The following is a 13,268-nucleotide window of genomic DNA, read 5'->3' as shown; positions in this document are numbered from 1 at the left end:
TCGCACCCGCCTGTGACACTGGACGGGTGCCCGAGGGAGACAGCGTGTGGAAGCTCGCCCGACGGCTGGACCGCCAGCTCGTGGGCCACACGGTGGAGCGCTCCGACTTCCGCACACCCGCGCTCGCCACGCGCGACCTGTCGGGCCGCGAGGTCGTCGGGCACGACACCCACGGCAAGCACCTGATGACGCGCTTCTCCGGAGCCGTGGGCTCGCCGCCGGCCACGCTCCACAGCCACCTCCGCATGGACGGCTCGTGGTCGACCCTGGCGCCGGGCAAGCGGCTGCCCGGCAAGCTGCAGCCCCACGTCCGGCTGGTGTGGTCCCTCGACGACGGGCGCACCGTCCACGGCATCCGGCTGCACGACCTCGCCCTCGTGCCGACCGATCGCGAGGCCGACCTGGTCGGCCACCTCGGTCCCGACCCGCTCCGTGACGACTGGGACGCCGAGGAGGCGGTCAGCCGCCTGCTCGCCGCGCCGACCACGCCGCTGGTGACCGCGCTGCTCGACCAGCGGTCGCTCGCCGGCCTCGGCAACCTCTGGGCCAACGAGCTCGCCTTCCTCAGCGGCGTGAGCCCGTGGACGCCGGTCGGCGAGGTCGACGTGCCCCACCTCGTCGAGCGTGCCGCCACGATGCTGCGCCACTCGGCGCGCGTGCCGGGCGCCTACCAGGTGACCACCGGTTCACCGGTGAAGGGCGACGACCACTGGATCACCGGCCGCCAGCGGCAGGGCTGCCGCCGGTGCGGAGGCCCGGTCAGTGTGCAGGCCGAGGTCCCGGGAGACGCCGCCAACCGCCGCACGTGGTGGTGCAGGTCGTGCCAGCGCGGCCCGGGGCCGGAGGCCCGCGCCGGCGACGGACCCGGGATCAGACGTGGTGCAGGCGCCGGGCGGCCTCGGCGATCGACCCGCTCATCGACGGGTAGACGGTGAACGCGTGGGCGAGCTGGTCGGCGGTCAGCGACTCCGCGACCGCGACCGACACCGGGTGGATGAGCTCGGAGGCCCGCGGCCCGACGACCACTCCTCCGACCACGATGCCGGTGCCCGGACGACAGAAGAGCTTCACGAAACCGTCTCGCACGCCCTGCATCTTGGCGCGGGCGTTGCCGGCCAACGGCAGGGTGACGACCTCGGCCTCGATCTCGCCGGCGTCGACGGCCTGCTGCGACCAGCCGACGGTGGCGATCTCCGGGGAGGTGAAGACGTTGGACGACACCTTCTTGAGGTCCAGCGGCGCGACCGCGTCGCCGAGGAAGTGCCACATCGCGATCCGGCCCTGCATCGCCGCCACCGAGGCCAGCATCAGCACGCCCGTGCAGTCGCCGGCGGAGTAGATCCCGCGCGCCGAGGTGCGCGAGACGCGGTCGACGGTGATGAAGCCGCCGTCGTCCACGGCCACGCCCGCCTCCTCGAGACCGAGGTCGGCGGTGTTGGGCACGGAGCCGAGCGCGAGGATGCAGTGGCTTCCGGTGACCGTGCGGCCGTCGGTGAGGGTCACCGTCACCTCGTCGCCCTCGCGGGTCACCGACTGCATGCGTGAGCGGCTGAGCACCTTCATCCCGCGGCGGGTGGCCACGTCCTCCAGCACCGCCGACGCGTCGGCGTCCTCGCCGGGCAGCACCCGGTCGCGGCTGCTGACGAGCGTCACGTCGATGCCGAGCGACAGGTAGGCGCTGGCGAACTCCGCGCCGGTGACGCCCGAGCCGACCACGACCAGCTTCTCCGGCACCTCGGTGAGGTCGTAGACCTGCTCCCAGGTGAGGATCCGCTCGCCGTCGGGCTGGGCGCTCGGCAGCGTGCGGGGCGCCGCACCGGTCGCGACGATGACCGCGTCGGCCTGCAGGGTCTCCTCGCCGTCGGCGGTCGTGGCGACGACCGTGAGGTCCGGCCCGAGGCGACCACGACCGGTGACGACGCGTACGCCGTCGCGGTCGAGGCGGGCCGCGATGTCGGTCGACTGGTCGGCCGCGAGCTGCTTGACGCGGGCGTTGACCCGAGCCAGGTCGACGCTGATGGTCGTCGCCGCGTCGCCCTGGTGGTCGTGGAAGTTGACCCCGAGCTCCTGCGCCGTCGACATGTCGGTCATCAGCTCGGCAGTGGCGATCAGCGTCTTGCTCGGCACGCAGTCGGTCAGCACCGCCGAGCCACCGACGCCGTCGGTGTCGACGACGGTGACCTGTGCGCCCAGCTGCGCGGCCACGTGGGCGGCCTCGTAGCCGCCCGGACCGCCGCCGATGATGACGATGTGGTCGGTCATTGCTCTCCTAGGTCTCGATACACCGCGTACGGCTTCGTTCCTCAGCCGCTGCGCCACTCGACCTCCTCGGCCGACGCAGCCACCTCGCGAGCTCGGTGCCTCCTGGCCTCAGAGGTTGATCATGTGACCGGCGATGCCGTGGACGGCCTCCTTGACGGCCTCACCGAGGGTCGGGTGGGCGAAGACGTTGCGAGCCACCTCGTCGGCGGTGAGGTCCCACTTCTGGGCCAGCGTCATGACCGGCAGCAGCTCGGTGACGTCGGGGCCGATCATGTGGGTGCCGATGATCTCGTTGTGCTCGGCGTCGGCGACGACCTTGACGAAGCCGACGGCCTCGCCGAGGCCCATCGCCTTGCCGTTGGCGGTGAAGGGGAACGTCGCCGTCTTGACGTCGTAGCCCTTCTCCTTGGCCTGGGCCTCGCTGTAGCCGAACGAGCCGATCTGCGGCATGCAGTAGGTGGCGCGGGGCACGAAGTCGTACTCGACCGGCATCGTCTCGGCGCCGTTGATCGTCTCGGCGGCCACGATGCCCATCGCTTCGGCGACGTGGGCGAGCATCATCTTCCCGGTGCAGTCACCGATGGCGTAGACGTTGTCGACGTTGGTGCGCATGTAGTCGTCGATCTCGATCGCGCCGCGCTCGGAGACCGCGACGCCGATGTCCTCGAGGCCGAAGCCCGTGACCCGCGGGGCGAAGCCGAAGGCGGCGAGGAACTTGTCGGCCTCGATCACCTGCTCGTCGCCACCCGCAGCCGGCGCGATGGTGACCTTGACGCCCGAGCCGGTGTCCTCGACCTTCTTGACCGCCGTGGAGGTGAGCACCTTCACGCCGAGCTTCTTGTAGTGCTTGAGGAGCTCCTTGGAGATGTCGGCGTCCTCGGTGGGGACCATCCGGTCGAGGAACTCGACGATCGTGACGTCGACGCCGAAGTTGGCCATCACGTAGGCGAACTCGACGCCGATCGCGCCGGAGCCGCCGATGACGATCGAGCCGGGCAGCTCGTCGGTGAGGATCTGCTCCTCGTAGGTCACCACGTTGTCGCTCAGCTCGACGCCGGGCACCAGGCGCACGGTGGCGCCGGTGGCGAGGATCAGGTTGTCGAAGGTGTAGCCGGTGGTCTGGCCGTCACTGTCCTTGACGTCGATCCCGGTCGCGCTGGTCAGGGTGCCCCAGCCGTCGATCTCGGTGATCTTGTTCTTCTTCATCAGGAAGTGGACGCCCTTGACGATGCCGGCGCTCACGTCGCGGCTGCGCTTGTGGGTCGGGCCGAAGGACATCGTGACGTCGCCCTCGATGCCGAACTTCGCCTTCTCGTGCTGGAGCGTGTGCGCCAGCTCGGCGTTCTTGAGCAGGGCCTTCGACGGGATGCAGCCGACGTTGAGGCAGACACCTCCCCAGTACTTGGCCTCCACCACGGCCACCTTCTGGCCGAGCTGGGAGGCGCGGATCGCGGCGACGTAGCCACCGGGGCCGGCGCCGAGGACGAGGGTGTCGAAGTGGGTGTCGGTCACGCGCCCAGCCTAGTTGTCCGCCGCGCAGGGGGAACACCCGAGGTCGTGGCTCGATACTGTGTCGCCCGTGACGCTGTACGCCGCCTACGGGACGAACCTCGATCCCGCCCGCATGGGTGAGCGCTGCCCCCACTCGATCCTCCACTCCACCGGCTGGCTGACGGGCTGGCGGCTGACGTTCGGGGGCGAGGAGCACGGCTGGGACGGCGCCCTGTCGACGATCGTCCAGGACCCGTTCGAGCAGGTCTTCGTGGCGGTCTACGACGTCACGCCCGAGGACGAGCGGTCGCTCGACGGCTGGGAGGCCGCCGACACCGGCCTCTACCGCAAGACCAAGGTGCGGGTGCAGACGTTGACCGGCGAGCTCGTCGTGTGGGCCTACGTCCTCGACGCCTACGAGGGGGGCCTGCCCTCGGCGTCCTACCTCGGGGTCCTCGCCGACGCGGCCGACGCCGCCGGTGCGCCCGAGGACTACGTCGCGGCCCTCCGCCGCCGCGCCTGCCGGTCCACCGGACTCTGAGCACCACGCCCGGGGCATCGGCGACAGGTCCGTCTAGAGTTCCCGGCGTGACCCACGCAGCCTCCGTCCCCACGCCCTACGAGAGCGCCGCCGAGGCGGCCGCCCGGCTCGCCGAGCTGACCGGCGTCGAGCGCCACGACATCGCCCTGGTGCTGGGCTCGGGCTGGCTCCCGGCCGTGGACGCGCTCGGCGAGGCGACCGCCGAGATCGACACGACCGACCTCCCCGGCTTCAGCGCCGCCGCCGTCGCGGGCCACAGCGGCAAGATCCGCTCCATCAGGAGCGGCGACAAGAACCTCCTGGTCTTCCTCTCGCGCACTCACTTCTACGAGGGCAAGGGCGTCGCGGCGGTCGTGCACCCGGTGAGGACGGCGGCCGCTGCCGGCTGCTCGGCCATCGTCCTCACCAACGGGTGCGGCGGCCTCAAGCAGGGGTGGCAGCCCGGCCAGCCGGTGCTGATCTCCGACCACATCAACCTCACCGGCACGAGCCCGATCGTCGGTGCGAACTTCGTGGACCTGACCGACCTCTACAGCCCGCGCCTGCGCGCGATGTGCAAGGAGGTCGACGACTCCCTCGACGAGGGCGTCTACGTGCAGTTCCCCGGCCCCCACTACGAGACGCCCGCCGAGGTCCGGATGGCCGGCATCATGGGCGGCCAACTCGTCGGCATGAGCACCACGCTGGAGGCGATCGCCGCCCGCGAGGCCGGCATGGAGGTCCTCGGGATCAGCCTGGTCACCAACCTCGCCGCCGGCCTGAGCGGCGAGCCGCTCAACCACGAGGAGGTCCTCGTGGCGGGTCGCTCGGCGGCCAGCCGGATGGGCGGCCTGCTGAGCCAGGTCGTGACGAGGATCTGACGATGCGCGTCCTGGTCACCGGCGCCGCCGGCAGCATCGGCCGGGTGGTCACCACCGGCCTGGCCGCCTCCGGCCACGACGTGGTGGGCCTCGACCTGGTCCCGCCGCCCGACGGCACGCCCTTCACGTGGCACGAGGCCGACTGCGCCGACGGCGACGCCGTCGAGGCGGTCTTCGCCGAGGAGCGGCTCGACGCCGTCGTGCACCTCGCGGGCATCCCCGACGAGGCGTCGCTCCCCGACGAGCTCACCTCCCACGTCGTGACGACCGCTGCCCTCCTCGACGCGATGGTGGCCCACGACGTGCCGCGCATCGTCTACGCCTCCTCCAACCACGCCGTCGGCCGCACGCCGCGCGCGGACGGCACCCTGACCGAGCAGGCCCTGCCCCGCGCCGACACCTACTACGGCGTCGCCAAGGTCGCGGCCGAGGCGCTCCTGCACCTCTTCGCCGACCGCCACGGCATCGACGCCGTCGCGTGCCGGATCGGCTCGTTCCTCGAGGAGCCCGCCAGCGTGCGCGGCCTGTCGACCTGGCTCTCCCACGGTGACTGCGTCCGGATGGTCGAGGCGGCGCTGAGCACGCCCGCTCCGGGCTACGCCGTGCTCTACGGCATCAGCGCCAACACCCGCGCGTGGTGGGACCTCGAGCCGGGTCGCCGGCTGGGCTACGAGCCGCAGGACGACGCCGAGGCGTACGCCGACCGGGTCGCCCCCGGCCCGCACGACGACGTGGAGGCCGAGTTCGTCGGCGGCCCGTTCGCGACGGCGCAGTTCCACCGTCCCGCCCTGGGTGCTTGACTTCGAGCACGCTCCAAGTCCGACACTGGTCCGATGACCAGCCTGAGCATCGCCGAGGCGGCCGAGAAGACCGGGCTCACGGCCCACACGCTGCGCTACTACGAGCGTGACGGCCTGCTGCTGCACTCGGTCGACCGGGCACCGTCCGGCCACCGTCGCTACACCGCCGAGGACCTGCGCTGGATCCAGATGGTGACCCGGCTGCGGGCCACTGGCATGCCCATCCGGGACGTACGCCGCTATGCCGCGCTGGTGCGCGACGGTGACGGCAACGAGGCCGAGCGCCTGGGCCTGCTGCTCGCGCACCGCGAGGTCGTGGAGCGCCAGCTCGCCGAGGTCACCGGTCACCTGCGGGCCATCGACCACAAGATCGCGCTCTACGAGCACAAGGTCGCGCCCACCGCCTGAGCCCGACCGCGCCGAGGGGTTGACTTGGAGCGCGCTCGAAGGCGAATGGTGGCAGGCATGAGCATCCAGACACGACAGATCGGCTCCCTCACCGTCTCGGCCCTCGGCCTCGGCTGCATGGGGATGTCGGAGTTCTACGGCACCCCCGACGAGCAGGGCGGCACCGACACCATCCACCGCGCCCTCGACCTGGGCGTGACCTTCCTCGACACCGCCGACATGTACGGCCCCTTCACGAACGAGCTGCTCGTCGGCAAGGCGATCGCCGGCCGGCGCGACGAGGTCCAGCTCGCCACCAAGTTCGGCAACGAGCGACTCCCGGACGGCAGCATGGTCGGCATCAACGGATCCCCCGACTACGTGCGCGCGGCCTGCGACGCCTCGCTCCAGCGGCTCGGGGTCGACCACATCGACCTCTACTACCAGCACCGCGTCGACAAGACGGTCCCGATCGAGGACACCGTCGGAGCGATGGCCGAGCTCGTGGAGGCCGGCAAGGTCCGCCACCTCGGGCTCTCCGAGGCCTCGGCGGCCACCATCCGCCGGGCCCACGCGGTCCACCCGATCACCGCGCTCCAGACCGAGTACTCCCTCTTCACCCGCGACCTCGAGGACGAGATCCTCCCCGTGCTGCGCGAGCTGGGCATCGGCCTGGTGCCCTACTCCCCGCTCGGCCGCGGACTCCTCACGGGCGCGATCAGCGCCACCGGTGGAGCCGACGGCGAGGCGGACCGCCGCCGGTCGGAGTACTTCCCGCGGTTCCAGGGCGAGGCGCTGGACGCCAACCTCGTGCTCGTGGACAAGGTCCGCGAGATCGCCGGGTCCAAGCACTGCACGCCCGGCCAGCTGGCGCTGGCATGGGTGCTCGCGCAGGGCGAGGACGTCGCACCGATCCCGGGCACCAAGCGGGTGAAGTACCTCGAGGAGAACGTCGGTGCCCTCGACGTCCAGCTCACCGCCGACGACCTCGCCGCCCTCGAGCAGGCCGTGCCGCGCGACGCCGTCCAGGGCGACCGCTACGGCAGCATGGCCTCGATCGACGCCTGAGGGACGCGCCTAAGTCGCGGCGATCCCGACCCGGCCCTCGCGGAAGGCGTCGACGAACAGCGCGTGGTCCTCGCGGACGCGGACGGCGTACGCGATCCCCCACTGGCACAGCCAGTCCACGAACTCGTTGCGCCGGCCCTCGAGCGAGCGGGCGATGGCCGCCTCGACCTGGAAGTCGACCAGGTCCTGGTGGCTGTCCTCGTCGGAGGCGCAGTGGATCTTGGCGGTGGCGCGACCGAGCAGGTCGACGACCGAGCGCATGTCCTCGGGCTCGTTGATCTCCGACCAGTCGAGGTCGACCTCGTAGGGCGAGACCTCGGCGACGACGTAGCCGACGCCGTCGACGCTCGTGTGGCCGAGCAGCGGATCGGTGTGCACCTGCAGCGCGCGCTGGCTGACCGCGGTGCGGTGCCCCTCGTGCTCGAAGTAGGCGTCCACCTCGGCGGTGTCGACGAACCTGCTCAGCGCCGGGACGTTGGCCTGCTTCATGCTCAGCACGACGTCGTTGTCGAGCGCCTGGCTGTAGCCCTCGACCAACACGTTGAAGGCCGGCAGGCCGGCGCTGCCGATGCCGAAGCCGGACTTGCCCACGACGTCGCGGAGCTCGTAGAAGAGCTTGCGGTCGAACCGCTTCGACTCGGGGATGGTGTCGAGGTAGGCGCGGAACGCCGCGACCACCTTGGCCCGCTCCTCGCGCTTGAGGCGGCGGGTGCTGCCGTCCTCGATGAAGCGGCGGCTCCCGTTGGCCAGGTACGTCATCTCGTCGAGGAGGTCGGCCCGGCGCATCGCCCGCGCGGCCACCAGCGCGGTCAGCACCGGCCCCTCGGCCTTGTCGAGCCGGATCTCGAAGTCGTCGTCGGTGTCGGATGCCACGTAGTGGTTCACCTGGGACAGGTAGGACCTGGCGTAACGGGCGATCAGCTTGCGGATCGCGTCCTCGGGCAGCGCCTTCTGCCAGCCGACGAGCGCGAGGCTCGCCGCGAACCTCTGGAGGTCCCAGGTGAAGCGGCCGACGTAGGCCTCGTCGAAGTCGTTGATGTCGAAGACGAGCCGGCCGTCGGAGTTGAGGTACGTCCCGAAGTTCTCCACGTGCAGGTCGCCGTGGATCCAGATGCGCTCGGCACCGTGGGCCGCCCACTCGTCGCGCTCACCGGTCACGTCGTTGAAGAACAGGCACGCGCTGCCGCGGTAGAACGCGTGCGGGTCCCGGGCCATCTTGCGGTACTTCGCGCGGAACGCCGCAGGGTCGGCCCGCATGAGCGGCGCGAACGCGTCGCGCAGCACCTCGATGATCACGTCGGTGCGGGCGTCGGTTCGCGCAGGGGCCATGCGGGCACTCTAGGACCGGCGGCCAGTAGGTTGGGGGCCATGGCAACCACTCAACTCGGCCCCAACACCGTCAGCACCGTGGGCGAGCTCCCCACGGTCGGCTCGCAGGCTCCCGGCTTCGACCTGGTCGACTCCAAGTTCGAGGCGCTCACCGACTCCGACGTCTCCGGCAAGCGGGTCGTGCTCAACATCTTCCCGAGCATCGACACCGGCGTGTGCCAGGCGAGCGTCCGGAAGTTCAACGAGCTCGCGTCCGGCCTCGACAACACCGCCGTCGTGAACGTGTCGGTCGACCTGCCCCTCGCGCAGGCCCGCTTCTGCGGCGCCGAGGGCATCGACGACGTCCTCGTCGGTTCGGCGTTCCGGTCCTCCTTCGGCGAGGACTACGGCGTCGCGATGGCCGACGGCGGCTGGAAGGGCCTGCTGGCCCGGGCGGTCGTCGTCCTCGACACCGACGGCACCGTGCTCCACACCCAGCTCACCGACGCGATCGGCGTCGAGCCCGACTACGACGCCGCGGTCGCCGCACTCGGCTGAGGCGAGCGACACCCCGAGCGACACCCCGAGCGACACCCTGACGGTGGCCGCGGACCCGATGGGTCCGCGGCCACCGTCGTTCCCGCGCTACTGGCGCCGCGCGAGCCAGTCGTGCTCGACCTGCGGCAGCAGCCCCGAGGCCAGGAAGCCCGCAGCGAGGTCCCTGTCGCCCATGAGGGCGCGGAAGTACATCGGCAGGGTGAGCCCGTGCCCCGGCCGCTCGACGACCTCGACCGGGTCGCCGGCCCGGATCGCCCCCGGCTCGATCACGGCGAGGTAGGCGCCGGTCAGTCCGCGCTCGGCGAAGCGGCGTACCCACGCGCGCTCGGCCATGTGCTTGGCGAACGTCGCGCACGGGATGCGCGGCCCGCACACCTCGAGGAGGGTGCCGCCGACCTGCCACCGCTCCCCCACCTCGGCCGTGTCGACCTCGAGGCCCGCCGTGGTGAGGTTCTCGCCGAACATGCCGTCGGTCAGGTCGCGCCCGAGGTGCTCGCCCCACCAGTCGAGCTCCTCGCGGGCGACGGCGTAGACGGCCTGGGTCGTCCCGCCGTGGTGCCGCCGGCTGATGATCGCGTCACCGACGACGCCGCTGCCGAGCCCGCCGCGCTTCGGCCCGGGGTCGCGCACCTCGATCACGTCCACCGGGCGCTTGTGGATCCCGCTGGGCCGCTTCAGGCCCGGGACCGGGTCGGCCGTGCCTGCGTTGACGGAGCGGACGACGGCTGGCACGCCGACACGCTAGCCGTCAGGAGTCGCCGGTGTGGCAGACGGCCTCGATGTTGTTGCCCTCGGTGTCGCGGACGAAGGCGCCGTAGTAGGCCTCGTGGTACTCCGGCCACAGCCGCGGCTCGTGGAGCGACTCGGCGCCGGCGCCCACGGCCTCGGCGTGCCAGGCCCGGACCGTGGCGGCGTCGGGGGCGCGGAAGGCCACGTGGACCTCGCGGTTGGGACCGATGCCCTCGAAGGTGCTGATCCAGAAGTCCGGCTGGTCCGTGCCGTAGCCGATGGCCACCTCGAAGTCCATCAGGCGCCGGTGCCCCAGCACGCCCAGGACCCGGTCGTAGAACGCCGCCGCGCGCGGCAGGTCGGTGCAGTTGATGCCCAGGTGATCGATCATGCCCCGATCGTGGCACCGCCCACCGACGCCGTCACGGCCCGTGGGGATAGCGTGCGTCCATGACCGTGCCGAACGACCAGACCGCCCTGCTCGAGGCGGCCCGCGCCTGGGCAGCCGAGGACCCCGACGAGCAGACCCGTGCGGAGCTGGAGGCTCTCGTCGCCGCCGCCGAGCGGGGCGAGGAGACCGACCTCGCCGACCGCTTCGCCGGCACCCTCGAGTTCGGCACCGCCGGCCTGCGCGGCGCCCTCGGCGCCGGGCCCAACCGGATGAACCGGGTCGTGGTCACGCGCACGGCGGCGGGCCTGGCGGCGTACCTCCGCGACACCGGCCACAAGGGCGGGTCCGTGGTGATCGGTTTCGACGCCCGCCACAACTCCGACGTCTTCGCCCGCGACACCGCGGAGATCATGACCGGCGCCGGGTTCAAGGCGCTCGTGATGCCGCGGACGCTGCCCACGCCGCTCCTCGCGTTCGCGATCCGCGAGCTGGGCTGCGCGGCCGGCGTGATGGTCACCGCCAGCCACAACCCGCCGCAGGACAACGGCTACAAGGTCTACCTCGGCGACGGCAGCCAGATCGTCCCGCCCGCCGACAGCGAGATCGCCGCCCGGATCGCCGCCGTCGGCCCGCTCGCGGAGCTCCCGCGCGGCGACGCCGGCCGCCTCGTCGGCGAGGAGATCGTCGACCGCTACCTCGACACGGTCGCGGGCCTGGCCGAGGACGGCCCGCGCGACCTGCGCATCGTCTACACCCCGCTCCACGGCGTCGGCGGCACGACCGTCGCGCAGGTCTTGGAGACCGCCGGGTTCGACGCCCCGCACGTCGTCGAGCAGCAGGAGCACCCCGACCCCGACTTCCCGACCGTCTCGTTCCCCAACCCGGAGGAGCCGGGCGCGATGGACCTGGCGATGGCGCTCGCCGCCGAGCACAAGGCCGACCTGGTGGTCGCCAACGACCCCGACGCCGACCGCTGCGCCGTCGCGGTGCCGGACGTCCACGGGTGGCGGATGCTGCGCGGCGACGAGGTGGGCGCCCTGCTGGCCCACCACCTGCTCGCCCGCGGGCGACACGGCACCTACGCCAACTCCATCGTCTCCTCCAGCCTGCTCGGCAAGATGGCCGCCGCTGCCGGGCAGCCGCACGAGGAGACGCTCACCGGCTTCAAGTGGATCGGCCGCGTCGAGGGCCTCGCCTTCGGCTACGAGGAGGCCCTCGGCTACTGCTGCGACCCCGAGCACGTCCGGGACAAGGACGGGGTCTCGGCGCTGCTGCTCGTCTGCGAGCTCGCCGCGCAGGCCAAGGCCGAGGGGCGCGGCCTCACCGACCTCCTCGACGACATCGCCCGTGAGCACGGCCTGCACGCCACCGACCAGCTGTCGGTGCGCTTCGACGACCTCGCCGCCATCCCGGCGACGATGGACCGGCTGCGCAGCGCCCCGCCGACCACGCTCGGCGGCCTCGCGGTCGAGCAGGTGGAGGACCTCTCCCAGGGGTCGGCCGCGCTGCCGCCGACCGACGGGCTGCGCTACTCCCTCGCCGAGGGCGCCCGCGTGATCGTGCGTCCCAGCGGCACCGAGCCCAAGGTCAAGTGCTACCTCGAGGTCGTGATCCCGGTGGAGACGGGGTCCGACGGGGCCGGCGCTGATGCCGCCCGGATCTCCGCCGCGGGCCGGCTCGACGCGATCAAGGCCGACCTGCGGGGCGCGGCCTTCGGGGGCTGACGTGCGCGCCGCGACACCGCTGGTCCTCGCCCTCGCCGTCGGCCTGCTCACCGCGGCGCCCGCCACGACGTCGTACGCCGACGGGGGTCCGCGCACGTGGCGCGTCGGGCCCGACCGCGAGCTGACGACCCCCAGCGCGGCCGCAGCGGTGGCCCGCGACGGCGACACGGTGCTGATCGACCCGGGCACCTACTCCGGCGACGTCGCGACCTGGACCCAGGACGACCTCACCCTGCGCGGGGACGGAGGTCGGGCGCACCTGCGGGCCGACGGCAAGGATGCCCAGGGCAAGGCGATCTGGGTGATCGCCGGCGATCGCACGACCGTCGACCGGATCGAGATGAGCGGCGCGACCGTGCCGGACCGCAACGGCGCGGGCATCCGCCAGGAGGGCACCGACCTCACCGTCACGCGCAGCTGGTTCCACGACAACGAGAACGGCATCCTCACCGGCGCCGACCCCGAGAGCGACATCGTGATCGAGCGGTCGCGGTTCTTCCGCAACGGCTACGGCGACGGCTACTCGCACAACCTCTACGTCGGCGCCGTCCGCTCGCTGACGGTCAGCGGCAGCTGGCTCGCGCGGGCTGACACCGGCCACGAGCTCAAGTCGCGCGCGGCCCGCAACACGATCGTCGCCAACCGCATCAGCGACGGCGACGCCACCGCGAGCTACTCGATCGACCTGCCCAACGGCGGGCTGTCGCTCGTCGCGGGCAACGTCGTCGTCCAGGGCCCGCGGTCGGAGAACCCCGCGCTCGTCTCCTACGGCGCCGAGGGCCTGACCAACCCGAGCCGCACGCTCTGGGTCGTCAACAACACCTTCGTCAACCAGCGCACGTCCGGCACGTACGTCGCCCTCGCCGACGGCAGCCGCGCCCACCTGCGCAACAACCTCCTGGTCGGACCCGGCGAGCTCTCCGGCGGCGCGGGTCCCGATGCGCGGGCCAACCGCCGCGTCGGGCTCGGCGGCTTCGTGGATCCCGCCCGCGAGGACTACCGGCTCACGGCGTCGTCTCGGGCCGTCGACCGCGGGGCCCGCGTGCCGTCGCGCTGGCGGGCCCGGCAGCAGTACGTCCACCCGGCCCGCGACGAGCGCCGCCCGGTCGTCGGCCGCACCGACCTCGGCGCCTTCGAGGTGCGCTGAGT

Annotated in this window: 14 protein-coding genes; 9 read left to right on the top strand and 5 right to left on the bottom strand. The window is 72.2% G+C overall.

Annotated features, from left to right (window positions below; translation table 11 throughout):
* The first annotated feature begins 26 nt into the window (after window positions 1-26).
* The gene (locus ACXJKB_RS05210) at window positions 27-935 is read left to right on the top strand and encodes a DNA-formamidopyrimidine glycosylase family protein (RefSeq protein WP_457186080.1); all 909 of its coding nucleotides are present in this window, start codon (window positions 27-29) and stop codon (window positions 933-935) included.
* On the opposite strand, the gene ACXJKB_RS05205 is transcribed toward ACXJKB_RS05210, so the two are convergent.
* Window positions 871-2,262, bottom strand: coding sequence for an NAD(P)H-quinone dehydrogenase (locus ACXJKB_RS05205; protein ID WP_457186078.1), 1,392 nt, complete (start codon window positions 2,260-2,262; stop codon window positions 871-873). The genes ACXJKB_RS05210 and ACXJKB_RS05205 overlap by 65 nt on opposite strands.
* 108 nt (window positions 2,263-2,370) lie before the next feature.
* The gene (gene lpdA / locus ACXJKB_RS05200) at window positions 2,371-3,774 is read right to left on the bottom strand and encodes a dihydrolipoyl dehydrogenase (protein ID WP_457186076.1); all 1,404 of its coding nucleotides are present in this window, start codon (window positions 3,772-3,774) and stop codon (window positions 2,371-2,373) included.
* A 67-nt stretch (window positions 3,775-3,841) separates the two neighbouring features.
* Between lpdA and ACXJKB_RS05195 the strand changes: the two genes are divergently transcribed.
* From ACXJKB_RS05195 to ACXJKB_RS05175, 5 genes are read left to right on the top strand one after another with little or no spacing between them, the layout of a single operon-like run.
* Window positions 3,842-4,294 carry a gamma-glutamylcyclotransferase gene (locus tag ACXJKB_RS05195; RefSeq protein ID WP_268110135.1) on the top strand — a complete coding sequence of 151 codons (453 nt, stop codon included), beginning with the start codon at window positions 3,842-3,844 and terminating at the stop codon, window positions 4,292-4,294.
* Between the two features lie 47 nt (window positions 4,295-4,341).
* Window positions 4,342-5,154: a purine-nucleoside phosphorylase gene (locus ACXJKB_RS05190; RefSeq protein WP_457186074.1), complete on the top strand. Its 813-nt coding sequence runs from the start codon at window positions 4,342-4,344 to the stop codon at window positions 5,152-5,154.
* Window positions 5,155-5,156: 2 nt separating this feature from the next.
* Entirely contained in the window at window positions 5,157-5,954 is a 798-nt protein-coding gene (locus ACXJKB_RS05185) for an NAD-dependent epimerase/dehydratase family protein (RefSeq protein WP_457186072.1), read from the top strand.
* A gap of 33 nt (window positions 5,955-5,987) precedes the next feature.
* Window positions 5,988-6,362, top strand: a complete 375-nt coding sequence (locus tag ACXJKB_RS05180) for a MerR family transcriptional regulator (RefSeq protein WP_457186070.1) — start codon at window positions 5,988-5,990, stop codon at window positions 6,360-6,362.
* Window positions 6,363-6,419: 57 nt separating this feature from the next.
* On the top strand, window positions 6,420-7,409 hold the full coding sequence (locus ACXJKB_RS05175) for an aldo/keto reductase (protein WP_457186068.1): 990 nt from the start codon (window positions 6,420-6,422) through the stop codon (window positions 7,407-7,409).
* Between the two features lie 9 nt (window positions 7,410-7,418).
* Here ACXJKB_RS05175 and ACXJKB_RS05170 read toward each other — a convergent pair whose 3' ends face one another.
* Complete coding sequence (locus ACXJKB_RS05170) at window positions 7,419-8,738, bottom strand: DUF2252 domain-containing protein (protein ID WP_457186066.1); 1,320 nt, start codon at window positions 8,736-8,738, stop codon at window positions 7,419-7,421.
* A 39-nt stretch (window positions 8,739-8,777) separates the two neighbouring features.
* Here ACXJKB_RS05170 and tpx point away from each other — a divergent pair, with 39 nt between their 5' ends.
* Window positions 8,778-9,275 (top strand): thiol peroxidase, encoded by a 498-nt coding sequence (gene tpx / locus ACXJKB_RS05165; RefSeq protein WP_457186064.1) that lies wholly within the window; start codon window positions 8,778-8,780, stop codon window positions 9,273-9,275.
* Window positions 9,276-9,362: 87 nt separating this feature from the next.
* Here the strand turns inward: tpx and ACXJKB_RS05160 are convergent, their stop codons facing one another.
* Both ACXJKB_RS05160 and ACXJKB_RS05155 read right to left on the bottom strand, forming a co-directional pair.
* Window positions 9,363-10,007 carry an MOSC domain-containing protein gene (locus tag ACXJKB_RS05160; RefSeq protein ID WP_457186062.1) on the bottom strand — a complete coding sequence of 215 codons (645 nt, stop codon included), beginning with the start codon at window positions 10,005-10,007 and terminating at the stop codon, window positions 9,363-9,365.
* 16 nt (window positions 10,008-10,023) lie between these two features.
* Entirely contained in the window at window positions 10,024-10,395 is a 372-nt protein-coding gene (locus ACXJKB_RS05155) for a VOC family protein (RefSeq protein WP_457186060.1), read from the bottom strand.
* 59 nt (window positions 10,396-10,454) lie between these two features.
* Between ACXJKB_RS05155 and ACXJKB_RS05150 the strand changes: the two genes are divergently transcribed.
* Both ACXJKB_RS05150 and ACXJKB_RS05145 read left to right on the top strand, forming a co-directional pair.
* On the top strand, window positions 10,455-12,119 hold the full coding sequence (locus tag ACXJKB_RS05150) for a phospho-sugar mutase (RefSeq protein WP_457186058.1): 1,665 nt from the start codon (window positions 10,455-10,457) through the stop codon (window positions 12,117-12,119).
* Between the two features lies 1 nt (window position 12,120).
* Entirely contained in the window at window positions 12,121-13,266 is a 1,146-nt protein-coding gene (locus ACXJKB_RS05145; RefSeq protein ID WP_457186056.1) for a hypothetical protein, read from the top strand.
* The last annotated feature ends 2 nt before the right edge of the window (window positions 13,267-13,268 follow it).

Source organism: Nocardioides sp. P5_E3 (assembly GCF_054049275.1).
This window is presented reverse-complemented; position numbering and strand designations above follow the sequence as displayed.